This is a genomic window from Curvibacter sp. CHRR-16, from assembly GCF_018474005.1.
Lineage (GTDB): Bacteria > Pseudomonadota > Gammaproteobacteria > Burkholderiales > Burkholderiaceae_C > Allorhodoferax.
The window spans coordinates 260,753-284,593 of record NZ_JAHCSH010000003.1 but is presented as its reverse complement, the minus strand read 5'-3'; the positions used below and the strand labels follow the sequence as shown (position 1 = coordinate 284,593).

18 protein-coding genes are annotated in these 23,841 nt (G+C 61.7%); 10 read left to right on the top strand and 8 right to left on the bottom strand.

Annotated elements, in window-relative coordinates; translation table 11 throughout:
• Nucleotides 1–11 precede the first annotated feature (11 nt).
• The 8 genes from KIK84_RS08205 (at nucleotide 12) to KIK84_RS08170 (ending at nucleotide 10,324) form a co-directional block, all read left to right on the top strand.
• Nucleotides 12–2,279 carry a glycoside hydrolase family 2 protein gene (locus tag KIK84_RS08205; protein WP_214122581.1) on the top strand — a complete coding sequence of 756 codons (2,268 nt, stop codon included), beginning with the start codon at nucleotides 12–14 and terminating at the stop codon, nucleotides 2,277–2,279.
• Between the two features lie 27 nt (nucleotides 2,280–2,306).
• Nucleotides 2,307–3,422 (top strand): ABC transporter ATP-binding protein, encoded by a 1,116-nt coding sequence (locus KIK84_RS08200; RefSeq protein WP_214122580.1) that lies wholly within the window; start codon nucleotides 2,307–2,309, stop codon nucleotides 3,420–3,422.
• 22 nt (nucleotides 3,423–3,444) lie between these two features.
• Nucleotides 3,445–5,634 carry an alpha-galactosidase gene (locus KIK84_RS08195; RefSeq protein ID WP_214122579.1) on the top strand — a complete coding sequence of 730 codons (2,190 nt, stop codon included), beginning with the start codon at nucleotides 3,445–3,447 and terminating at the stop codon, nucleotides 5,632–5,634.
• An 82-nt stretch (nucleotides 5,635–5,716) separates the two neighbouring features.
• The gene (locus KIK84_RS08190) at nucleotides 5,717–6,745 is read left to right on the top strand and encodes an iron ABC transporter substrate-binding protein (protein WP_250207855.1); all 1,029 of its coding nucleotides are present in this window, start codon (nucleotides 5,717–5,719) and stop codon (nucleotides 6,743–6,745) included.
• Nucleotides 6,746–6,813: 68 nt separating this feature from the next.
• Nucleotides 6,814–8,349, top strand: a complete 1,536-nt coding sequence (locus KIK84_RS08185) for an ABC transporter permease (RefSeq protein ID WP_214122578.1) — start codon at nucleotides 6,814–6,816, stop codon at nucleotides 8,347–8,349.
• A gap of 9 nt (nucleotides 8,350–8,358) precedes the next feature.
• Nucleotides 8,359–9,417 carry an ABC transporter ATP-binding protein gene (locus KIK84_RS08180; protein WP_214122577.1) on the top strand — a complete coding sequence of 353 codons (1,059 nt, stop codon included), beginning with the start codon at nucleotides 8,359–8,361 and terminating at the stop codon, nucleotides 9,415–9,417.
• A 13-nt stretch (nucleotides 9,418–9,430) separates the two neighbouring features.
• Complete coding sequence (locus tag KIK84_RS08175; protein ID WP_214122576.1) at nucleotides 9,431–9,775, top strand: RidA family protein; 345 nt, start codon at nucleotides 9,431–9,433, stop codon at nucleotides 9,773–9,775.
• Between the two features lie 3 nt (nucleotides 9,776–9,778).
• Nucleotides 9,779–10,324: a DNA-deoxyinosine glycosylase gene (locus KIK84_RS08170; RefSeq protein ID WP_349815916.1), complete on the top strand. Its 546-nt coding sequence runs from the start codon at nucleotides 9,779–9,781 to the stop codon at nucleotides 10,322–10,324.
• 119 nt (nucleotides 10,325–10,443) lie between these two features.
• On the opposite strand, the gene KIK84_RS08165 is transcribed toward KIK84_RS08170, so the two are convergent.
• The 5 genes from KIK84_RS08165 to KIK84_RS08145 form a co-directional block, all read right to left on the bottom strand.
• Complete coding sequence (locus KIK84_RS08165; protein WP_214122575.1) at nucleotides 10,444–12,504, bottom strand: AIPR family protein; 2,061 nt, start codon at nucleotides 12,502–12,504, stop codon at nucleotides 10,444–10,446.
• Nucleotides 12,501–13,457, bottom strand: a complete 957-nt coding sequence (locus KIK84_RS08160) for a PD-(D/E)XK motif protein (protein WP_214122574.1) — start codon at nucleotides 13,455–13,457, stop codon at nucleotides 12,501–12,503. The genes KIK84_RS08165 and KIK84_RS08160 overlap by 4 nt, the downstream gene beginning before the upstream one ends.
• Nucleotides 13,450–16,164: a Z1 domain-containing protein gene (locus KIK84_RS08155; RefSeq protein WP_214122573.1), complete on the bottom strand. Its 2,715-nt coding sequence runs from the start codon at nucleotides 16,162–16,164 to the stop codon at nucleotides 13,450–13,452. Before KIK84_RS08155 ends, KIK84_RS08160 begins: the two co-directional genes overlap by 8 nt.
• Before the next feature lie 24 nt (nucleotides 16,165–16,188).
• Nucleotides 16,189–17,613, bottom strand: coding sequence for an ATP-binding protein (locus KIK84_RS08150; protein WP_214122572.1), 1,425 nt, complete (start codon nucleotides 17,611–17,613; stop codon nucleotides 16,189–16,191).
• Between the two features lie 209 nt (nucleotides 17,614–17,822).
• Nucleotides 17,823–19,472 (bottom strand): DNA cytosine methyltransferase, encoded by a 1,650-nt coding sequence (locus KIK84_RS08145; RefSeq protein WP_349815915.1) that lies wholly within the window; start codon nucleotides 19,470–19,472, stop codon nucleotides 17,823–17,825.
• Between the two features lie 97 nt (nucleotides 19,473–19,569).
• On the opposite strand from KIK84_RS08145, the gene KIK84_RS08140 reads away from it, so the two are divergent.
• Nucleotides 19,570–20,661 (top strand): 3-deoxy-7-phosphoheptulonate synthase, encoded by a 1,092-nt coding sequence (locus tag KIK84_RS08140; RefSeq protein WP_214122571.1) that lies wholly within the window; start codon nucleotides 19,570–19,572, stop codon nucleotides 20,659–20,661.
• Between the two features lie 17 nt (nucleotides 20,662–20,678).
• On the opposite strand, the gene KIK84_RS08135 is transcribed toward KIK84_RS08140, so the two are convergent.
• Nucleotides 20,679–21,575 carry a LysR family transcriptional regulator gene (locus KIK84_RS08135; RefSeq protein ID WP_214122570.1) on the bottom strand — a complete coding sequence of 299 codons (897 nt, stop codon included), beginning with the start codon at nucleotides 21,573–21,575 and terminating at the stop codon, nucleotides 20,679–20,681.
• A 75-nt stretch (nucleotides 21,576–21,650) separates the two neighbouring features.
• Here KIK84_RS08135 and speB point away from each other — a divergent pair, with 75 nt between their 5' ends.
• Nucleotides 21,651–22,616 carry an agmatinase gene (gene speB / locus KIK84_RS08130; protein WP_214122569.1) on the top strand — a complete coding sequence of 322 codons (966 nt, stop codon included), beginning with the start codon at nucleotides 21,651–21,653 and terminating at the stop codon, nucleotides 22,614–22,616.
• On the opposite strand, the gene KIK84_RS08125 is transcribed toward speB, so the two are convergent.
• Both KIK84_RS08125 and KIK84_RS08120 read right to left on the bottom strand, forming a co-directional pair.
• Nucleotides 22,613–23,089 carry an OsmC family protein gene (locus tag KIK84_RS08125; protein ID WP_214122568.1) on the bottom strand — a complete coding sequence of 159 codons (477 nt, stop codon included), beginning with the start codon at nucleotides 23,087–23,089 and terminating at the stop codon, nucleotides 22,613–22,615. The two genes, speB and KIK84_RS08125, sit on opposite strands and share 4 nt — an antisense overlap.
• A gap of 16 nt (nucleotides 23,090–23,105) precedes the next feature.
• Nucleotides 23,106–23,789: a pyridoxamine 5'-phosphate oxidase family protein gene (locus tag KIK84_RS08120; RefSeq protein ID WP_214122567.1), complete on the bottom strand. Its 684-nt coding sequence runs from the start codon at nucleotides 23,787–23,789 to the stop codon at nucleotides 23,106–23,108.
• Nucleotides 23,790–23,841 lie beyond the last annotated feature (52 nt).

Genomic DNA, 23,841 nt, shown 5'->3' with positions numbered 1-23,841 from the left:
GCTCTACTTCTATGCGCAGCGTTACCAAACTCCATACCGAGTGGATTTTTCACGACCACTTCTCTCCCAGCCACATCCAGCAACTGCAAGCGGGCACTAGCGTGCGCCTGCCGCACAACGCGGTGGATCTGGAGCTGAACTACTTTGACGAGCGCAGCTACCAAAAGCCCTTTGCCTACCAGCGCGTGCTGCGCTGGGACAGCGCATGGGCGGACCGTGAAGTGAGTCTGGAATTTGACGCTGCCATGGCCAACACCGAGGTCTGGGTCAACGGCCAGCCAGTGGCCCACCACTTGGATGGTTACACCCCTTTCAGCGCCCGCCTGACCGGCCTGCTGCAAGAGGGAGACAACCTCATCACCGTCAAGGTCGATGGCAGCGAGAACCCCAACATACCGCCCTTTGGTGGCCAGATCGACTACCTGACGTATGCGGGCATTTACCGCGATGTGTGGCTCAAGGTCTGCGATCCCGTCTCCATCGCCCGCATCAAGGTAGAAACCGCCGATGAACTGGCCAGCCACAAGCGCGTGACCGTGCGCGGCTGGCTGCACAACCCCACTGGGCAGGCGGTAGATGGCACGGCCCGTGTACGCCTGTGCAAGCTAGACGGCCACGTGCTATACCAAACCGAAGTGGCCGTGCAAGGCGAGCAATTCAGCGCCCCCCTGAACCAACTGGCGGGCTTGGAACTGTGGGACTTGGACAGCCCCACCCTGTACCAAGTGCAGGTAGAGTTGCACTGCAGCTCTGGCGAGCAGCAGCAGTACAAACACCACGACCAACTGAGTACCCGCTTTGGCTTTCGCACGGCGCGCTTCACCACCGAGGGCTTTTTCCTCAACGGCAAGCTGCTCAAGATTCGCGGCCTGAACCGCCACCAGAGCTTCCCCTACGTGGGCTACGCCATGGGCCAGCGGGCCCAAGCGCGCGATGCCGACATCCTCAAGCACGAGCTGCACTGCAATCTGGCACGCACCTCGCACTACCCACAGTCCAGCTACTTCCTCGACCGCTGCGACGAAATCGGCCTCTTGGTGTTCGAAGAAATCCCCGGCTGGCAGCACATCGGCAATCTGGCCTGGCAGGACGAGTCGGTGCGCAACGTGCGCCGCATGATCGAGCGTGACTGGAACCACCCCAGCATCGTCATCTGGGGCGTGCGCATCAACGAATCACAAGACAACCACGACTTCTACACCCGCACCAACGCCTTGGCGCGCGAGCTGGACAGCACCCGCCAGACCGGTGGCGTGCGCTACCTCGAAAACAGCGAACTGCTGGAGGACGTCTACACCGTCAACGACTTCTGCCACGCCGCCACGCCCGAGTGGATGCGCGGCATAGCGCCCACCCCCCTGCGCGAGCCCCGCCAAGTGACGGGTCTGGCGCACGATGTGCCCTACCTCGTGACCGAGTTCAACGGCCACATGTTCCCCACCAAGCGCATTGACCCCGAAGAGCGCCAGATCGAGCATGTGAAGCGCCACCTAGACGTGCTCAACAAAGCCTATGGCAACCCCGGCATTGCAGGCGCTATCGGCTGGTGCATGTACGACTACAACACGCACAAAGACTTCGGCGCGGGCGACCGCATCTGCCACCACGGCGTGATGGACATCCTGCGCGAACCCAAGTTCGCCGCCTTCGCTTACTCCAGCCAGTGCGAGCCGTCCGAGCAGGTGGTACTGCAGCCCGTCACCTACTGGGCACGCGGCGAAAAAGACCGCTGCGAAGTGCTGCCTCTGTGGGTGCTGACCAACTGCGACTACGTGGAACTGAAGGTAGGCGACTTTGAGCCCAAACGCGCCTACCCTGACCGCGACCTCTACCCCCACCTGCCCCACGCCCCAGTGGTGTTCGATGGCCGCCACATCAACATGAACGACTTGGGCGCTTGGGGCATGTTGTGGCGCGATGGCGTGGTCACTGGCTACGTCAATGGACAAGCCGTGCAGCAAGTGCGCCTGAGCGGTAGCCCCGTGCCCACCACCTTGCAGGTCCAAGCCGACGATGTGCAACTGCGCGCTGACGAGAAAGACGCCACCCGCATCGTGCTGCGGGCGTTGGACCAGGAGCACCGTCTGATGCCTTTCTTGGACGATGTGGTGCACCTGAGTGTGAGCGGCCCGGCCAAGGTGCTCGGCCCCGAGTTGCTGCCTATCAAAGGCGGCATGACCGGCTTTTGGCTCGAAACCACGGGCGAAACAGGCCCCATCAGCGTGCGCATCCGCACACGCCGCTTGGGCGAGCAGGTGCTGCACTTGCAGGCCTTGTAACCGTAGAACACAACGAGAGAGACACCCATGGCAGACGTACAACTGCGCGGCGTGCGCAAATCTTTTGGCAACACCGAAATCCTGCGCGGCATTGACTTGGACATCCAGCACGGCGAATTCGTGGTTTTTGTCGGCCCCTCGGGCTGCGGCAAGTCCACCTTGCTGCGCGCCATCTCGGGCTTGGAGGAAATCACCAGCGGCGACTTGCTGATCGGCGGCCAGCGCATGAACCACGTGGATCCATCGCGCCGTGGCATTGCCATGGTGTTCCAGAGCTACGCCCTCTACCCCCACATGACCGTGCGCGAGAACATGGGCTTTGCGCTCAAGCACGCAGGCGTGGCCAAAGACGTGGTGGCGCAAAAAGTGGCCTCGGCGGCCACAATTTTGGGCCTCGATCCGCTCATGGAGCGCAAGCCCAAAGACCTCTCGGGCGGGCAGCGCCAGCGCGTGGCCATTGGCCGCGCCATCGTGCGCGACCCGCAGGTGTTTTTGTTCGACGAACCGCTCTCCAACCTCGACGCCGAGCTGCGCGTGCACATGCGCATCGAAATCGCTCGCCTGCACCGCGAACTGGGCAGCACCATCATCTACGTCACACACGACCAGGTGGAAGCCATGACGCTGGCCGACAAAATCGTCGTGCTGCGCGCAGGCCAAGTGGAGCAAGTGGGTGCCCCGCTGGAGCTCTACGACAACCCCGCCAACCAGTTTGTAGCGGGCTTTATCGGCTCACCCAGCATGAACTTTTTGGACGGCACCGTGGTGGCCCACCAACCGAGCACAAGCCTGCATCAAGGCCCGAACCTGTGCCAAGTTCGCCTGCACGCGTTTGCGGACAGCGTGGTCAGCCTGCCACTGGATGGCCAGCATCTTCCCGCAATAGGCACGCAAGTCACCGTGGGTCTGCGCCCCGAGCACTTCCACGAGGGCGGAGATGCCACACTGCCCGTCACGGTGGACATGCTGGAGCACTTGGGCGGTGAAACTTTTGTCTACGCCCGCTCGTCCAGCAACGCGATGCTGGTGATGGAAAGCAAAAATGGCCGCACCCTGCGCGCTGGTGATGTGCTGAATGCCCGCTTTGAGGCCAACAAAGCCTTGCTGTTCGACAAAAATGGGCAGCGCATTTACTGCCGTTAAACCCTGCTAAGCCTGCCCCACCATGTCCACCCACGCCCCGGATACGCCTGCCAGCTACCTCGTCCTGCACAGCCAGCACACCAGCGTGGTGCTGGAGTGCCGTGCGCACGAGGCACCGCTGTGGCGCTACTGGGGCCCGCGCCTGCCCGATGGCTGCACCCCGCTGGCCCCGCTGCGCGATGGCCGCGCCATCCCGCCCAGCAGCATGGAGTTCGACCAGCCCCTGAGCGTGACCCCCACTTTGGGCGTGGGCTGGTACCACCAAAGCGCCCTGCTGGCGCACCGCACGGGCCAACAATTTGCCCAGCAGTGGACACGCTGCGTGCTGAAACACCCCAGCCCCAACAGCCTGACCATCCACCTGCACGACGAGGTAGCGCAGCTGCAGTTGGACATCGGCCTGCACCTGTCTGCCGACGATGTACTGAGCCTGCACAGCACCTTGCACAACCGGGGTGACAACGCGCTGGGTGCGCTCGATGTGCAGTGGCTGGCCGCTGCCACCCTGCCCCTGCCCGGCACGGCGCAGCAAGTGCACTACAGCAGCGGCCAGTGGGCCAACGAATTCTGGCCGCACAGCGACCTACTGGGCCCGGCCCAGCAGCCCGGTGGCCATGGCACTGCCCTATGGGTGCGAGAAAACCGCCGTGGCCGCACTTCGCACGACAGCTTTCCCGCCGCCGTGGTCACACTGCCCGGCGCAACCAGCGATAGCGGCGTGGTCTATGGCGCGCACTTGGCTTGGTCGGGCAACCACCGCCAGTGCATCGAATGGCTGCCCGACGGCCAGTACCAGTGGCAACTGGGCGAATGGCTGGCCCCCGGCGAAGTGCTGCTGGTCGCGGGCGAATCCATCACCACCCCCACGGTGTATGCCTGCTGCGCGGTCGATGGCCACAACGGCCTGATGCAGCGCATGCACCGCCAGGTGCGCCAACTGCAAAGCTGGCCCGGCCAGCGCATGCGCCCCCGCCCGGTACACCTGAACACTTGGGAGGCCCTGTACTTTGACCACACACCCGAAGGCGTGGAGGCACTGGCCCGCGCCGCCGCCGCCGTGGGCGTGGAGCGCTTTGTGCTGGACGATGGCTGGTTCCACCGCCGCCACAGCGACCGCGCCGCGCTGGGCGACTGGTGGCCTGACGAGGGCAAATACCCCCACGGTCTGCAACCGCTGGCTGCGCTGGTGCAGTCGCTGGGCATGGAGCTGGGGTTGTGGGTCGAGCCCGAAATGGTCAGCCCCGACAGCGCGCTGTTCCGCCAGCACCCCGACTGGGCGCTGCAACTGGCCGGCCGCCCGCTGCTGACCATGCGCAACCAACTGGTGCTGGACATGGCCCGCCCCGAGGTGGCCGACTACCTGTTTGAACGCCTGAGCGAACTGCTGCGCACCCTGCCCATTGCCTACCTGAAGTGGGACATGAACCGTGACCTGACCACCGCTGGCAACGCCCTGGGTCGCGCCGCCTACCGGGGCTACGTGTTGGCGTGGTACGCGCTGGTTGATCGTTTGCGCAACGCCTTCCCGCTGGTGGAGATAGAAAGCTGCGCATCGGGCGGTGCCCGGCTGGACTACGCGGCAGTGGGCCGCACCCACCGCGTGTGGACCAGCGACTGCAACGACGCCGCCAGCCGCGTGCGCATCCAGCGCGGCGCACTGCAATGGCTGCCGCCCGAAATACTGGGCTGCCACATCGGCCCCGCCCCCGCGCACACCACCGGTCGCAGCCAAAGCCTGCACTACCGCGCCGGGGTGGCGCTCAGCGGTCATCTGGGCCTGGAACTGGACGTGCGCCACCTGCCCACCGCCGAACTGGAGCAACTGCGCGCCTGGGTGCAGCGCTACAAAGACTGGCGCCACCTGCTGCACGGCGGCACGGTGTGGCTGGGCGAAGCGGGCGACGGCGTGGTGTGGCAAGCCCACGGCAGCGCCGACGAACTGCTGGTGCTGGTGTACCGCACCGAGCAAACCACCCACCGCTACACCCCCGCCCTGCGCCTGCCCATGCTCGATGCCAATGCCCAGTACCGCATCGAGCGCCTAGACCCCACACCGCCGGAGTGGACCAGCTCCCCGCTGAACGACGCTGCACTGGCCACAGAAACTACCGCGTTACCCCAAGCACACGGCGGCTGGTTGCAGGCGGTGGGCTGGCCCCTGCCCCGCATGCTGGCCGAAAGTGCGTTGCTCTATCACCTCGCACGGATTTAAGGTTATTGCTCCGAATCAAGCTCAATAAGAATTATTTTTATTTAGAATGCCTGCTCCCCATCTAGGAAAAGTAGGAGAAAGCATGTCTGCAATTCAACGTCGTCGCTTGGTAACCGCTCTGGGCACCTTGGGTTTGAGCCTTGGCCTGAGCACCATGGCCCCCGCCGCACTGGCACAAAGCAGCGAAGGCATCGTGGTGTACAACGCCCAACACGCTTCTTTGACCAAAGAATGGATTGAGGCCTTCACCAAAGAAACTGGCATCAAGGTCACCATGCGCCAAGGTGGCGACATGGAGCTGGCACACCAACTGCTGCAAGAAGGCGCTGCATCTCCTGCCGACGTGTTTTTGACCGAAAACTCCCCCGCCATGGCGCTGGTGGACAACGCCAACCTGTTTGCCCCGCTGGATGCGGCCACGCTGGCTTTGGTGCCCAACCAATACCGCCCCGACCATGGCCGCTGGATTGGCATTGCCGCCCGCAGCACCGTGCTGGCTTATCGCAAAACCAAGTTCACCAAAGACACCCTGCCCAAGTCCATGCTCGACTTGGCCAAACCCGAGTGGAAAGGCCGCTGGTCTGCCTCGCCCTCTGGCGCGGACTTCCAAGCCATCGTGAGCGCGCTGCTGGAGCTCAAGGGCGAAGCCGCTACGCTCGAATGGCTCAAGGGCATGAAAGAAAACTTCACCGCCTACAAAGGCAACAGCGTGGCCATGAAAGCGGTGAACGCCGGCCAAGTGGATTCGGCCCTGATTTACCACTACTACTACTTCGGTGACCAAGCCAAGACGGGCGAGAACAGCAACAACGTCGCCCTGCACTACTTCCGCAACCAAGACCCTGGTGCATTCGTCAGCATCTCCGGTGGTGGCGTGCTGGCATCGAGCAAGCGCAAGGCCGAAGCCCAAGCCTTTGTGAAGTGGATCGTGGGCAAAGGCGGCCAAACCGTGCTGCGCGATGGCGATTCGTTTGAATACGCTGTGGGCAACGGTGCCGATTCCAACAAGCGCTTGGTGCCCTTGAACGACCTGCAAGCCCCCAAGGTAGAGCCGGCCAAACTCAACAGCCGCAAGGTCACTGAACTGATGATGCAAGCCGGTTTGCTTTAATAGCGGGTTTTATTGGACTTGCTCTAGTTTTGCCTACTATCGATCGACACAGTTCATACGGTCACGCCATGAACCCACCCCCGTTCCACACGGCGGTGGGTTTTTTGGCTATGGCTGTGGCTGCCCTGGCTTTGCTGCCACTGGGCTTTGTGGTGTGGGCCGCCGTGCATGCCGGCTGGCAGCAGGTGCTGGAGTTGGTAGTGCGCCCACGCATTGGCGAGCTGCTGCGCAACACCGCCCTGCTGTTGCTCACCGCAGTACCCACCTGCACCGCACTGGCACTGGCACTGGCGTGGCTGACCGAACGTACCAACTTGCCCGGTGCACGCTGGTGGTCCTGGCTGGCGGCAGCCCCCTTGGCCATACCGGCTTTTGTGCACAGCTACGCATGGGTGAGCGCCATCCCCAGCATTGGCGGTCTGTGGGGCGCTACCTTGACCTCTGTGCTGGCGTATTTCCCGTTTATTTACCTGCCAGTAGCGGCCAGCCTGCGCCGACTAGACCCTGCGCTGGAAGACGTAGCCAGCGCCTTGGGCTACGGCCCGTGGGCGGTGTTTTACAAAGTGGTGCTGCCCCAGCTGCGCCTGCCTCTGTGGGGCGGCGCGCTGCTGGTGGGCTTGCACCTGCTGGCCGAGTACGGACTGTTTGTGATGGTGCGCTACGACACCTTTACCACCGCTATCGTGGACCAATTCCAAACCACCTTCAACGGAGCGGGTGCCCACATGATGGCGGGCGTGCTGGTGCTGTGCTGCCTGTTTTTGCTGCTGCTCGAAGGCAGCACCCGTGGCCAAGAGCGCTATGCGCGCTTGGGCAGTGGCAGCGCGCGTGTGCGCACTGTGCACGCTCTGGGCTGGTGGCTACTGCCCGCGCTGCTGCTGTGCGCAGCCACCAGCGCACTGTCCATCGGTGTACCACTGTGGACACTGGGTCGCTGGCTGGTGGCTGGCGGGCTGGACGTCTGGCGCTGGGCCGAGTTGCTGCCCTCGGTCGGTCAAACGCTGCTGTGGTCACTGTGCGGGGCTGTGCTCACCACCGTGCTGGCCTTGCCTGTGGCGTGGCTCACGGTACGCCGCCCCGGCCTGTGGCGGCGCTGGGCCCGCTGGCTAGAGGGCTGCCACTACGTGGTGGGCGCGCTGCCGGGCATTGTGGTGGCGCTGGCCTTGGTCACCGTCACCGTGCAAACGCTGCGCCCGCTGTACCAAACCGCGTTCACGCTGGTGCTGGCCTACGCCATGCTGTTTTTGCCGCGTGCGCTGGTCAACCTGCGCGCAGGCCTGGCCCAAGCGCCCGAGGAGCTGGAGCAAGCCGCCCGCAGCCTGGGCCGCACGCCAATGCAAGCGCTGTGGCAAATCACCCTGCGGCTGGCAGCCCCCGGTGTGGCCAGCAGCATCAGCATGGTGTTTTTGGCCTGTGCCACCGAACTGACCGCCACGCTGCTACTCTCGCCCACCGGCACCAACACGCTGGCCACCCAGTTCTGGGCCCTGACCAGCGAAATCGACTATGCCGCCGCGGCACCCTATGCGGTGCTGATGGTGCTGCTCTCCCTGCCACTGACGTGGCTGCTGTATGTAGAGTCCCGGCGCAGTGCTGGGGTATGAGGTAAACCCATGTCGCGCCTGCAGTTGCAAGCCATCAGCAAATCCTTCGGTGCGGTTGCCGCACTGCAATCCATCTCGCTGGATGTGCCCAGCGGCGCGCGTCTGGCAGTGGTGGGGGCGTCCGGCTCGGGCAAAACCACGCTGCTGCGCATCATGGCCGGGTTTGAACAACCCGACAGCGGTCTGCTGCAGTTGGGCGAGCGGGTACTGGCCCAACACGATGGCCACAGTGCCCTGAACGTACCGGCCCACCAGCGCGGCATTGGCTACGTGCCGCAAGATGGCGCGCTATTCCCCCACCTGAGCGTGGCCGACAACATCGGCTTTGGCCTGCCACGCAACGCGCCCGGACGCGAGGCCCGCATCCGCGAACTGCTGGACATGGTGCAACTGGACGCCAGCATGCTGGCGCGCCGCCCGCACCAGCTCAGCGGGGGACAGCAGCAGCGCGTGGCCTTGGCCCGCGCCATGGCCCTGCAGCCCAGCCTGATGCTGCTGGACGAACCCTTCTCCGCCCTGGACACCGGCCTGCGCGCCGCCACCCGCAAAGCCGTAGCCACGCTGATGCAACAGGCTGGCATTACCACCGTGCTGGTGACGCACGACCAAGCCGAGGCGCTGTCCTTTGCCGACACCGTGGCCGTGATGCGCCAAGGCCGCTTGGTGCAGGTGGGCGACCCACACACCCTGTACCACCAACCGGTGGATGCCGATACCGCCGCCTTCTTGGGCGATGCCACCGTGCTGCCCGCCCGCGTGCTGGGCGACGCAGCCGAGTGCGCGCTGGGCTGGGTGGGTCTGCGTACCGACGGCGTGCATGGCCAACCCAGCAACGGCCCCGCTAACCTGCTGCTGCGGCCCGAGCAAATCGTGCTGCAAGAAGAAGGTGCTAGCGCCCAGGTGCTGGCCGTGGACTTTGGCGGCAGCACCTGCGTGCTAGAGCTGGGTTTAGAGAGCGACCCCACCCTGCGCCTGAACGTGCACGCGCCCAGCCTGCTGGGCCTGCGCCCCGGCCACGTGGTGCGCTTGGGCCTGCGCGGCCCGGTGCATGTGTTTCCCAACCGCTAACAAGGAATTTTTTATGGTGCAACGATTTGACGTCGGCCCCCGCTTGTCCGAGATGGCCATCCACAACGGCACGGTGTATTTGGCCGGGCAGATTCCCGAAGACGCCAGCCAAGACATGCACGGCCAAACCCGCCAAGTGCTGGCCTGCATCGACGCGCTGCTGGAGCGCGCTGGCACCGACAAGAGCAAGCTCTTGATGGTGCAAATCTTCCTGCGCGACATCACCGACATCACCGCCATGAACGAGGTGTGGGACGCCTGGATTCCCGCCAACCACACCCCACCACGCGCCACCGTGCAAGCCCTGCTGGCCAACCCCGCATGGCGCATTGAAGTGGTGGCCACCGCCGCGCTGTAAGCGGTGAGCAGCACCGTGCTCCACGGCCTGCCGCCCTTGGTGGGGCCGCACACGCGGGTGCTGATATTGGGCAGCTTTCCGGGCGTGCGCTCGCTGCAACAGCAGCAGTACTACGCCCACCCGCAAAACCAGTTTTGGCGCTTGCTGGCGGCCCTGTGGCCCGATACCGTGCCAGCGGGCTTTTATGACAAATCGGCCTCTACAGCGCATGGGATAAGCTGCAGCAGCTATGAAATTCGTAGCAAATGGCTATTGGAGCGCGGCTTGGGCCTGTGGGATGTGTACGCCCACTGCGAGCGCCAAGGCAGCCTGGACAGCGCCATCCGCAACGCCACGCCCAACGACATAGCCACCCTGCAACGCAGCCAACTGCCGCAGCTACAAGCCATCGCCCACAACGGCGGCGAAAGCTTCAAACACGCCCGCCACACCCGCACCCTGGGCCTGCCCGTCTACCAACTCCCCAGCACCAGCCCGGCCAACGCCAGCTGGAGTTTTGAGCGCAAGCTAGAGGCTTGGCGGGAGGTGATGCGGGATGCTTGGATTTGAGTACCACCGTCTTATTGCACACGGAAAACTACCAACCCTGAATACTGTAAATGGTGACGTGAAAACCGTTCGACTTTATAAAACTAGGCAGGCAACAACCATACGCTATCCAACACAGATCAGGCAGACCAACCTTCATCAATTGCCTTCGTAACAACTTGCAGCAGTCTTATGGACTGATGCCCGGTAGGAATCATCTTGGGCATGCGTGATGCAACGCGGAGCACATCTAACTCTGAAGGAGTCATCAACGTACCACTTTCGGACCACTTCAGTAGCAATTGCCAATATGCCGCTCCTCTTCGTACTACATCGGCTTGAGCTTCAATCTCGTTGGTAACCTTCTGCTCCTTGCGCGCATTCCGCAGCCCTGAAGAAGCGATATTCGTTGAGACCAAATCTATGTCCAATTCTCCACACACTGACGTGTCTATCTTGGATTTCAAGTCCTCCCAGCACCGTTCCCGCTTGCACCATTCGGTCACATTGGCTATTCCGTAGGCAGCAGCAGCCTCTACGATACGTCGGTTAACTCTCTCACCAATGTCTAAAAGGGCTCTTACAAGTTCGGGAGATGGGGACTGCCTCTGCCAAATTCTTTCAAAATCAAGCACCTGACCTATCCTTCCAAGGTGATATTGCATCAGTGCAATGGAATAGGTAACTATTTGCGCCCTGTAACCCTGCGAATACCAATCGGCCTTCTGTACTGCCTTTTCTAACGAGCGGAAAATGATGGTTTCTGCCACCGAGGTGCGGAACCATGCATCTCCAAAATCGATCCCTTCATCCTTCCACGAGTCAGCTACGAATTCAGCAAATTGCATGAAGTTCTTCTGCGAGCCATGACAAACTGTGTGCGGCTGACCTCGGAACGTCATGACCACCCTAGCCAAATCAGTCTTGGTCATAACCTGCCCACGCGGATTCTGGAGGTCAAACTCCCGTCTCTTCGCAGGAGTCAGCCACGCACAGGCGTTTGCATACTGGCCTCTGGCTCGCTCGTAGAACCAGTGCGTCTGCGTCAGCACGCCTTCGGGTGCCGGGGCCCAGAGCCTGCGGGAGATGCCCTCAATGCGTACGTGGAACGGGTGGTTGGAGAAGAAGTCGGCGTCGCTGACCTTGTTTTGGCTGTTGGCGTACTGCGAAATGCGGGGCACCATCTGATCGACCAACTCCGGCTTGATAACCGACAGCTTCATCTGGACGCGGATGCGGTCCAGGTTGACGCCTTTGTCCTTCTTCATCACGTTGAAGATCGAGGCGGTAGTCTGGCCACCATTGACGATCTGCAGATGCCGCAGCTTTGTCAGCCGAAGAGCGCCATCTTGTTCGACGAACCCGGCCTCGCTCGCAGTCGCCGAGATGCCATTGTTGAAGGCGAAGAACAGGTCTGGCTCGTCGAGGATGGTCTTGCGGATGCCCTTGTTGACCTTGCCCTTCGCCTGCAGGAAGGTCCGCACGTTTTGTTCGAGAAGCCGCCCGGACCAACGGTCGTAGATCGCCGCGAGCCAGGCACCAGGGATGACCGTCAGGTAGGAGTCACTGCCCTCGCCTCCCGCATTGGCAGCGAGACAAGGCAGTGACTCGCCGAACATCTCCACCAAGTCGATTTCGATTTCCTCCGGTTCGGCGGAGGCCATGAGCCGTTGGATGGCCCGAAGGTCCCACACGCGATACGTCAGCTCGCGACCGTCGTCCTGCTCGGAAGGAATCTCCTTGACAGCGCTGGATAGCACCTCATCGGTGAGCAGATGGAAGCGAACTCGGCTCACGCCCGGCAGTTGGTCCGCAAGTTGGCGCGCAAACCCCCACGCCGGATGACTGACGTCGATGGTGTCGCGGAAAGCAGGCCTTGGCGCCTGGAGCAAGAACTTCTCGACCCGGCGGAAGCACGGCTCCATGGCCGTCCTAGTCAGCGTCTGGACCTCTTCTCCGCCATCGAACTCGGCGACGAGTAGGTCGAGGGTCAGGCCTTCGTCCGCGAATCCGTAGCCCTCGATGCGGATGCTGCCGTTGGGGCTCTTGAACGGTAGCGGCACGAATTCCTGAATGGAACCAGAATCGACTAGGGCCTCGGCGACAAGCTCCGTGAACGCTGCCACCGAGAAGTCCGCCGTGGCCGCCCCGCGAGCTGCCACCATTTGCATCAGTTCGACGTGGAACTCTTCGTCCGTCATGTCTGAGCTCCCATCGTGCCCGTGACGGCGCCCGCTGGGACGGCAAACGGCCGCATGTCTGCGAGGCGGATTGAGTACGCGACGTCCTTGACGCCCGCAGGAATCTGCTCGGTCGCAAGCCGAGGGAATCCATCCCGCACCATGTAGTCGGCAACCGAAGTCACCGCGTACGACATCGCGCGATATTGCGGCAGGTCGACATAGCTCATGGTCAACAGCCTGTCCTCGAAAGACTCCGTCGCAGCGTGGCTTGCAATGAGGAGTCGCCGCAGATCATCCACGAGGTCGGGCAGCGTCAGGCCGTCATCCTGACGGACAAGGCAGACAAGATGCAGGAAGAGGGGCACATCGCCAGACGTCAGCTGCTCGGCCGACGTGATGCGCACGGAAGGGTCCGAGCCGGCGGCAAACGTCTTCACCTCCACCAGCCGCCCATCGAATACGAAGTCCTGCGGAAGACCCAACGGCCCCTGCCAGCACTCGACTGCCGCCGTGCCGATCATCGACACCAAGTAGTCCCGAAGGAACAGCAGTTCGCCGATGAGGCCTCGAACCTCCCGCTCGTCAAGCAGCTTGCCGGTTCCCTTGCTCAGAAACTTCTGCCATCGCAACAGCCTCGACACGAGAAGCTGCAACCCCGTGACTTCATCGCTGCCGCCGTCTGCCGCAGACAGCAGATCCAAGCACAGGGCATGGAACATCTCCCAGTCGCCGGCGGGCTCAAGCACAAGCTGAAGTCGACGATCCTCGGCAACAACCAGAAGCTCGACACCCCTTACTGTCGGCAGTTCCGCCGGGACATCCTCGACCCGTTGAAGAGCTATAAGAAGCGCCAGCCGGCCGTCGGGTTTCCGTCCCCAGAATGCCTCAATCCTCGTCAAGCCTGGAACCCGAAGGACCGATAGGGTCCCTGGCGTACCGGGAGGCAGGCTTTTCCAAGGGCTTTCACGCATCGGCCTGCTCCGACTCTTCGGCCGCCTCCTCCAGGTCCTCCTGGAAGTTGCTCTTCCACCAGGTCGTGTTGACCACGTATTCGACCTGCTGCTCGGGACGGCCAGTTGCCTTGAAGCTAATGCCCCAGGCAAGCGCGCCCCGCTCTTCCCGGGCCTGCTGGTCCTGCGGTGGACTGCTCTCTCGCAAGAGGAGCAGATGAAGCATCAGCAGAGGCCGCGTCCGCGCCAGCCGATAGGCCTTGTCTGAGATGCTCTTGCCTTCGTTACCAGGGATTTCAAAGAAGTCGCCACGGGCCGTCTGCACCTCTTCGTCGGTGAGCCCTACCCGCTCCTGCCCACGCGAAGCGACGCGGGAAGACTTGCCATTAATACGGAAGTACCCGATGCCGTCATCGGCCGTGTCCCAACTTGAGCTTCGCTCCTGCAACTGCACGGTTCTATCCCCGAGCGTGAAGGGGCCGGCGTCGGCCTTGGCGGGGCTGAAGAGGCAAACATCCCACTCGGGCATCTCGTCGAGTTCCCGCGCCTGGATGTAGGCGTTCACGGGCCCAGCCTGAGTCTTGATGCAGAGGTCGTCGTAGTTGCGGAATCGGCCAACAAAATCGCGCACTTCTGCGGCGCTCACGCCAGACCACAGCCATCCCGCGTCCACGAGCTTGGCTCCGTGCTGCCGGTCCAGCGAGGCAACGAACTCCTCCGCCAGCTTGCGGTTCTGGTCGAGAGCGTCCTTCCGAAGGGAAGTGGTTTCGATCAGCGTGCCGCCGAGCGAGATGCTGTGCGGGACGGGCTTGCCCGTCCGCATCTTGTTGCGCGCAGTGATGATGAGCGACTCAGGGTCGGATCGCACCCGCAGACCGAACTGCAACGGCGTTCGGTTGGCGCGTTCCATGCGCTTGAATTCGTCGCGCAATTCGTCGATGGCCTCGGAGATGTGCGAGTACCAGCCAATGGCGTCGTCGGTCATGTAGACGCGGCAGACATCCGCGTATCCGTCCCGGTATCCGAACCACCGCCCCATTTGCAGCAGCGTGTCGTACATCATCGAGCTGCGGAGGAAGTAGCTCACGGAGAGTCCCTCCAACGTGAACCCTCGCGACAGCACAAAACCTCCAACAGCGATGACGTGAAGCCCAGTCTCCTCGTTGCGCTTGTAGTCCAGCGTGTCGGGTGACTTCCCGTTGATCTTCCGCACCTCTACCGGCCCAACCGCCTCGCGAAGTCGCTGCTGAACGTCGAACCAAGTCTCCGTCACGCTTCCCGCGAACTGGTCGTCCCATACACGTCGCAGTTCAGCGAGCGCCGGGTCACGCAGTGCCTGTGCCTCGGGTAGGGCCGCATGCCCCTGGCATGCCTCGAGATACCTGACCAATTCGCTCTTCACCAAGCCCGTGACTTGCGTCTGAACGTCATTGAAACGCGAGACGTTGATGAGCATCGACGAGTGGTTGGTGCCGTTTCCACGGCAGCAGCGGATAGCTCTGGCCAGCAGGAAGGTGGCGACTGCCTCCTTTAGCGAAGGAGGAAGCGCGGGAACCTTCCAGCTGATCTTGTGCTTCTCAGGCAGATTGGCTTCGTGATCCTCGACCGCAATGAGAGAGTCGCCGAGGTCCCCGTCGGCGCCGAACAGACGCGCTGCGCTGACATAGTTCGTTGGAGCGTCCAGCGACACGATGAAGTCGCGAGGGAACAGGTCCTCCCGCGCCATCGCGTCCGTCGATTCCGGGTCGATGAAGATGTTGGCGAACGGGGTGGCCGTGTATCCCAGATAGACGTTTTTGTCGAACAGCGACAAGAGCTCGCGGATGCGCCCGTTGATGCTGGTGGGGCTGTCGGCGTTTGCCGAGGTGTTGACCGATGCGTTGTCAGCTTCGTCGTCGATAAGCAGCATCGGGGTGCCAGAGATGCGGCCCGAAGGGTCCTTGTTCTTCGTCTTCAGCCATTCGACCAAGTTGCCGAGCACCTTGGCGTTCTTCTTCATTACGAGGATGAGCGGCTCCTTCAACGACTGGATCGGCATGGTCAGCCTAGCGTGCATGACCTTGAAGTCGTCCGCGCGGCTGGTCAGCGTCGACGGCCTCCGGTCTAGCCCGAGCCGACCGACACCAATGATGGGGTCCTTCGCCTCCTTGTCGGAGTTGCTGCCGATGAAGCCCTCTTCGATGCGCTCCTGTGTCTGCGCGCGCAGGTCTTCTTGCATGCCGGCGAGGATGACGATGAACTTGTAGCCGTAGTCTGCGGCCTTGCTGATGACGCCCGAATAGTTCGCGGTCTTGCCGGACTGGACGTGTCCGACGACCAGACCCCGTCGAGACCAGGGCTTGGCCAAAAGAGGGTCACCCAGCAACCCTACGATCTTGTCGGTGTCCTTGTCCAGGACACCCAGAACTGTCGAGACGAATCCCTTCTGGCTCAGCCACCGGCGGTAGCGCGGGTAGTAGAAATGACCTTCGACCTCCGCCCGGCGCTGCGGTAGCCAGGGCTTGAATTCGCCGTCGAACTTGATGGAGGACGCATCGTTGACACGTACGAACAACTTGGTCTCGATGCGCTGCGCGCAGAGTTCTAGTTGGTCTGCGGATGTCTGCGCCTTGAGGTCCGTGCTGAGCATCAGCAGCGTCGTCAGCACCATCCGGACGGACTCGGGCGTGCGCTCCGGCATGGTGGCCAGGACGCCTATGGCGTTGTTCTCGAGGTCATTCAAGGTCATCGTTGTCTCCCTTCATGTTCTGCTCTACAGCGCGTCGCGCGCCACCTTGTCGAGTTCCTTGGGCCAAGCGGCGAACGGCTCGATGTCGCGCAGGAGCTCCGTCAACCCCTTCTGGTCAATGCCTGGGTTTGCCGCGGCGATGAGACGCGCAAGGGTCACCAATGCGCCCACGTCGCAGGTAGCGGGCTCTAGTGCGCGCGGATTTGTCGCGTAGTCGCTGAAGAAGATCGCCGCGGGAAAGGCTTCCCCCACCATGCGCAGCACAGCGTCGAGCCGGGTCCGGCTATCGCTGTCCAGATCCGCACGAAGGTCGGCGACGAGGGGGTGCTCGGGGTTGACCTCATATCTGACGGCGTCATTGAACGCGCGCCTCTGCCAAACGGCGGCAGTCGGTCCGGCCGACACAGGCGTGCCCCGGTGCGTATACGGCCGCTTGGCCGAGGAACGGATGCGCTCGACGATCTGTTTCATGCGCGCACGGACGGCGGCTGGAGGCCGCGCACGCGACTTCCTGACGTCGATGGCCCAACTCGCATCTTGGGTGTTCGGGATGTCGACCTTGACCCGCGCGAGCTTGGTCAACTCCTCCTGCGGCGCCAAGCGGAACCACGTCCCCCAGACGATGAGCCTGCGGTTTCGGTAGACATAGAACCCCTGATTCCGGAGGTAGCCCTCGGTGCCAGCCAAGCGCTGGTACTCGGCTTGGGTCACTTTGGAATGATGCGGCAGCACATAGGCTTGCAACCGCACGTCGCCGGCTTTGGTAACTACGCGCTCTTCCTGGAGTACCTGCGTCGCTGCACTCCTTTCGTTGAAGGGATCGAACGCCGGGATGTCGGCCATGTTCAGGCGCATCGCCAGCTTGGCATACCCGCGCTCTCCGCCAATGAAGCGGTGGAAGATGCGGGCAACGTGCTCCCTGACCTCGGCCATCTGTTCGTTGAGCTGCTGGTGGCCCCGCTCGTCGCGACCATCGAACTCAAGCCGGTCGATGTTCTCCCACATCACCAGAGTGCCTTGCGGACCCAGTTCGTTGAAGCACGGCATCAGCGCCAGTTCAGCGGCGGCCGGGCGCTGGAGCGTCCACTTGTCGGTCTCCGCGACGTAATCAAGGTCCCACCTCGCCGCTGATTCGATGCCGTCGTGGCGGGTCAGTACGGTCAGCCGGCGGCACTGGGAGAACGATGCAGTCTTCAAGCCGAGACCGAAGCGCCCGAGGTCATCCTTGCTTCGCGACTCGAGCGGATTTCGCGTGCCAGGCCGCATCGCCTCCTTGAGAACTGAGGGCGACATGCCTTCCCCATCGTCGATGATGCCGATCCACGCTCCCGCGTCATGCCAACCGAAACGCACATCGACGGCACTCGCGCGGGCAGTGATGCTGTTGTCGATGATGTCCGCGACCGCCGACTCCAGCGAGTAGCCGATGTCGCGCATCGCCTCGATCATTGCCGATGCCCTCGGGGGAATCTCTTCGATTGCCTGATTGGCTTGGTCAGCACTGGTTAGCAATATTTCTTTGCATTGAGTCTCCATGCATTAATCTTCCCTTTGTGGCTCATTTTCCTTTATTAGTTTCCTGACCCAAACGAAATACAAAATTAAAGACTGCACTTGGACGACTCATAAGTTTCCCAAAAATCTTAAGGCAAGATAACTCACATCCTCTCCAACAAATTCCAGCAAATCCTCGCTATTTGATTTGCCAACAGTGATGGAACCGCGTTCCCCACTTGGTGAAATTGTTGGGTGCGATTACCTTCAAAGAAATAGTTGTCTGGGAATGTCTGCAATCTTGCGGCCTCACGCACAGTAAAGCTCCGGCACTGCAATGGATCTGGGTGGATGAAATAGTGTCCGTCTTTTGCAATGTGACTGGTGATGGTCGTACTCGGGCGTTCGTATACCTGTACCTTAAATCGATCAGCAAACTTACCTGTCTGCCAATTTGCATGGGCTGGGGCCAAACTGGGCAACGCAAAGTCTTCATGGCCTTTAGGTGACTTATCAAAAAGATCTGCATATGACGATGCAAAAAGATAGCGCCCAAGGTCACTCGTCATATGCGAACGGGTCTCATGGTTTAGCCATACTGCAAGTCTTTCGTCCCTCACCCATGCATGGAATAGACGTCTATTTCCTCCGTGCGCTAGCTCTTCACCTACTGGGTGCGGAATTCGCACAGCACCAGTGCTTAGGTCATCACGAATACCAGCGGGCACATTAAGCAACTTCGTTTCAATTTCACCCCACTTTGTCTTATGCGCTTCTTTAGCCAATTGCTTTGCCAACGCGCTGACCGTATCAGCCCAAGCTTTCGGATCATCGCTTTTGCTCAATTTGCTGCGCAGATGGGGAAGTCCTTGAAACGCTTGCCTAACATCAATGGTGTTCGCGGCAAGGGTCAACTTGCGAAAACCATTTGGAGGAACAGCATCCTTGCGTATGCCCAACAAGATCACTCTATGACGTGCTTGTGGGATACCAAACCTCTCGGCATGAATGATGAAGTCTCTGGGATCAATGTCCTCAGGATCCATTCCGTGAGAAAACTGTGTATCGGTCACCAAAGAGTGGATAACGTATTCAGGGCCATCCCCTAAGTTAGTCGCCTTACTGGGGTTAGAGAGGTCGCGCAATATGTCGTGAAAGACCAACCGTTCGTTGACTTTGGATGAAAGAATTCCTTTCACGTTCTCCATGACGAAGATGGCTGGGGACACCTTTTGCAATATGCGCAAATACTCTCTGTACAAAAAATGCCGATGGTCATTTTCTGCAACGTAATCTGCTTTGCCCAAATTTCTAGCTCTACCAACCAATGAGTAGGCTTGGCATGGGGGGCCACCAATGACTATGGTTTCGTCTGCGTTGAGCTTGGCATTGGCGATGATTTGATCGAGCTCTTGGTTACCAGCTTCACTACCTAAAATTATTTGGCGAGCTTCTTTGCTGGCTTTTTCCCACAGCTTGGGGATTGCATCCTTGGGATGACGGGCAGATGCTGAATGACAGTAATCGTAGTAAGCATCCAGCGGCTTACTGTCTTGGGCTTTTTTTGCATGCCGGAAATAACTGCGCAAGATCAGTGTTTTGTGTGCACTCGCCTCCATCTCTGCTGAGACCACAGCGTTAAAGGCCTGCCCATTGTTGAGCGATGCGAACCCTTCGCCTAGTCCGCCCGGGCCGGCGAAAAGATCAATTACCTTGTAACTCATGAATATTGGCTCTGACAAGACGCGCGCACCACTGCCAGAAAAACTACTAATTGCTTGAATAGATACGAAGCTTACCAGGTCGTTAAGCACATCGGAAAGAGACCGTGCATAGTGCACCTAAAATACCCCCTAACATCCGCCCTCTAGCGCTTACCCAACCTGCTCAAGCAGCTATCAAATCCATAGCATGACAACTACAGCCACCGCCCACCTGACCACCCACGACACCACCCGCATCGACGATCTGCGCATTGGCAGCGTGCGCCCGCTCATCACCCCTGCGCTGCTGGAAGAAAAGCTGCCCGTGGGTGAGGCTGCGCAGGCGCTGGTGGAGAGCAGCCGCAAGGCCATTTCCAAGGTGTTGAACGGGCAAGACGACCGCTTGCTGGTGATCGTGGGGCCCTGCTCCATCCACGACCACGACTTGGCGCTGGACTATGCGCGCCAACTGAAAGTGCAGGCCGATGCACTGGCGCAAGACCTGCTGGTGGTGATGCGCGTGTACTTCGAGAAGCCCCGCACCACCGTGGGCTGGAAGGGCTATATCAACGACCCGCACATGGACGGCAGCTTTGCCATCAACGAGGGCGTGGAAATGGCGCGCCGCTTGCTGCTGGACATTCTGGACGTGGGCCTGCCCGCAGCGACCGAGTTTTTGGATTTGCTCAGCCCGCAGTTCATCAGCGAGCTGGTGAGTTGGGGCGCCATTGGCGCACGCACCACCGAGAGCCAAAGCCACCGCCAGTTGGCCAGTGGCCTGTCGTGCCCGGTGGGTTTCAAGAACGGAACCGATGGCGGCATCAAAGTAGCGACCGACGCCATCTTGGCCGCACAAGGCAAGCACGCTTTCATGGGCATGACCAAGATGGGCCAAGCCGCTATTTTTGAAACCCGTGGCAACCAAGACTGCCACGTCATCCTGCGCGGTGGCAAAGAGCCCAATTACAGCGCGGCCCACGTGGACGCTGCCTGCGCGCTGCTCAAGGCTGCGGGCCTGCGCGAGCAGGTGATGATCGACGTGAGCCATGCCAACAGCAGCAAGCAGCACGCACGCCAAATCACCGTGGCGCAAGACGTGGCGAGCCAGATCGCGGCGGGTGACAAGCGCATCACCGGCATGATGATTGAGAGCCACCTGTGCGAAGGCCGCCAAGACATCGTGCCCGGCCAAGCCCTGCAGTACGGCGTGAGCGTGACCGACGCCTGCATCAGCATGCCGCAAACCGTGCCCGTGCTGGAGCAACTGGCCGCCGCAGTGCGCGCCCGCCGGGCCAAGTAAGCCAAGGGCAAGGGCGTTCAGCCTTTTTTCACCCCTAGCTGGCCCAGCAGCAGGCTGCGCATGGCTTGGATGGGCAGCTCGCGGTTGCGGCCCCGGCGCGTGGCCAGCGCAAAGGGCGACTGGTAGCCAAACGCGGCGGGCAGCAGCACGCGCAACTGGCCTTTGTCCACCCAGGGCTGGGCGTAGTGCTCTGGCAAATAGCCCACGTAGCCGCCCGACAAAATGAGGATGAGCTGCGCCTCCATGCTGTCCACGGTGGCGGCGCTGCGGGCAAAGCCGTGTTTGCTCAGCTCGCTTTGACTCCAGTAGCTGCGGCGCACCACGCTGAGGCTGCGCACCAGCGGCTCGGTGATGTGCCGGGCGTTGAACAGCGGGTGGCGGTCGCTGCAGTACAGCCACTGCTGCTCGCGGTGCAGCGGTTGGAACACCAGCCCCGGCGTGCGGCTGGGGAAAAAGCCCACGGCCATGTCCAGCTCGCTGTGCAGCACGCCTTCTTGCAGTTCAAACGGGTTGCGCACCAACAGGCTCAGGTGCACAGCCGGGTAGCGCTGGCAAAACTCGCCAATGGCATCGCGCAGCGGCAGGCTGTGGTCGGTCACGGTGGCATCGAGCACACCCAGCTTGAGTGAGCCAGACAAATCTCCGTTGACCGATGCGGCATACGCGCCAAACCCGTCCACCGCGCCCAGCAGGTGCAGCGCCTCGGCCAGTATCAGTTCGCCCTTGGGCGTGAGGGCAAAGCCACCGCGCCCGCGCTCGCACAGTTTGAAGCCCAGCTGCTCTTCTAGCTGGCCCATGTAGGTGCTGATGGCGGGCAAGGTGAGGTTGAGCTCTTGCTGCGCTTTGGCAAAGCCTTGGTGGCGCGCCACGGTGGCAAAGATGCGCAGCAGCTTGATGTCGGGGGTGGTGTTCATGGTTCAGATTTTTCTGAAGTGATTTTTTCATTTTGCCCATTTGTTACTCCAAAGGGACTGACCAGAATAGTTGGGATGAACGCCAACACACCTTCTTTTGCCTTTAACCAACCCCAAGGCGGCAACGAGATGCCGCGCTTTGCCGGGCGCGGCACCATGATGCGCCTGCCCTCTGCGGACAGCCCGCAAGGGGTGGATGTGGGCTTTATTGGCGTGCCGCTGGACATTGGCACCTCGTTGCGGGCGGGCACCCGTTTTGGGCCGCGCAGTATCCGCAACGAGTCGGTCATGATTCGCCCCTACAACATGGCCACAGGCGCTGCGCCCTTTGAGTCGCTGCAAGTGGCCGACTTGGGCGACGTGCCGCTCAACACCTACAACCTGCTGGAGTCGGTGCGCATCATCGAGGCGCATTACGACGCACTGCTGCAGCACCCCATCGTGCCGCTCACGCTGGGGGGTGACCACACCATCACCCTGCCCATTTTGCGCGCCATCGCCCGCAAACACGGCCCGGTGGGCTTGGTGCATGTGGACGCCCACACCGACACCAACGACGCCATGTTTGGCGAAAAAATTGCCCATGGCACCACCTTTCGCCGGGCGGTGGAGGAAGGGCTGATCGACTGCCACCGCGTGGTGCAGATAGGCCAACGCGCGCAGGGCTACAGCAGCGGCGACTTCCAGTGGGGCGTGGACCAGGGCTTCAGGCTCTACACGGCCGAGCAGTGCTGGCACCAATCTTTGGCTCCACTGATGGACGAAGTGCGCCAGCACATAGGGGCAGGCCCGGTGTATCTGAGCTTTGACATCGACGGCATAGACCCCGCTTGGGCACCGGGCACCGGCACGCCCGAAGTGGGCGGGCTCACCAGCATCCAAGCCTTGGAAATAGTGCGCGGCTGCGCAGGCCTGCAGTTGGTGGGTGGTGACTTGGTGGAGGTATCACCCCCCTATGACCTGAGTGGCAACACCGCCCAACTGGCGGCCAATTTGCTCTACGAAATGCTGTGCGTGCTGCCGGGGGTTAAGAGGCTCTAACGTGGCTGCACCTGTATATCGGTCTTCACCGAGTTGGCAATAAAGCACTCCGCATGCGCGGTGTGGTGCAGGGCTTCTAGCTCGCTGGCGGTGGGCTGCTTGGGGCCTGCAAAGCGCACCTGCGGCTGCAGCGTGACGGACGCGACCCAGAGCTTTTTGTCGGCATTGGCCCCCATCACGCCCAGCGCGCTGTCGTGGTAGCTGTCCACCACATAGCCCTGCCGCGCCGCAATGTCCAAAAACCACAGCATGTGGCAGCTGGCGATGGCGGCGATAAAGCCCTCCTCCGGGTCTACCGCCTGCGGGTCAGACATGGGCACTGGCACCACATGCGGCGATGAGGAGCCTGCCACCTCCACCCCACCGTCAAAACGCAGGGTGTGTTTGCGGCTGTAGCGCCTGTCACTGAACGGCTGCTCGCCGCGTTCCCAAATCACTTCGGCGGTGTGGGTGTGGGGTTTGGAGTCGGCCATGGTCGTCCTTTCGTTGCTAAGGGGCACTGTGCGCAGTGCTCCACTGCTGCACGTAGTCGGGGGCTGGCTGTGGATTGTGCACATCCGGCACAGGCGCACCGTGTTGCTGCACCAGCGGCAGCACACCCGCCCACACGCTCAGGTGCATGTCCTCTTCATCGTCATTCGGGCCGCCGCTGCGCACCTTGCAGGCGGCTTCGTTCAGGCTGATGCGCATGACGGTGGTAGCCGCCAGCTCTTTGGCGTTGCCGGGGCGGGCGTGGTGTTCGCGCCCCGGAGCGATGTGGTGCATGAAGGCGTCCAGCGCTGGGGCCTTGCCCTCTTCTGCCACCGCTTCAAAGCGGCCATAGACCATGGCCGAGCGGTAGTTCATGCTGTGGTTAAAGGCCGAGCGGGCCAGCACCAAGCCGTCTATGTGGGTGATGGTCACGCACGCTTGCACGCCCTTGCCCAGCAGCTTGATGAGGCGGCCACCATTGGAGCCGTGGATGTACAGGTGATCGCCCTCGCGCCAGCAGGCGGTGGGGATGCAGTGTGTGCCTTTGTCATCGGCAAAGGCCACGTGGCACACATAGGCGGCGTCCACGATGGCGTAGAGCGTGTCGCGGTCATAGCAGGCGTTTTCTGCCACGCGGCGGATGCGTGTGCGATCCGATGGAGGCAGGGCGGGGGAGGAGGAGGAAGTGGTGGTGGTGCTCATGCCGCGCACTGTAGGGCTTACGTGGCCCCAAATTAAGATCCACTTATTGCCT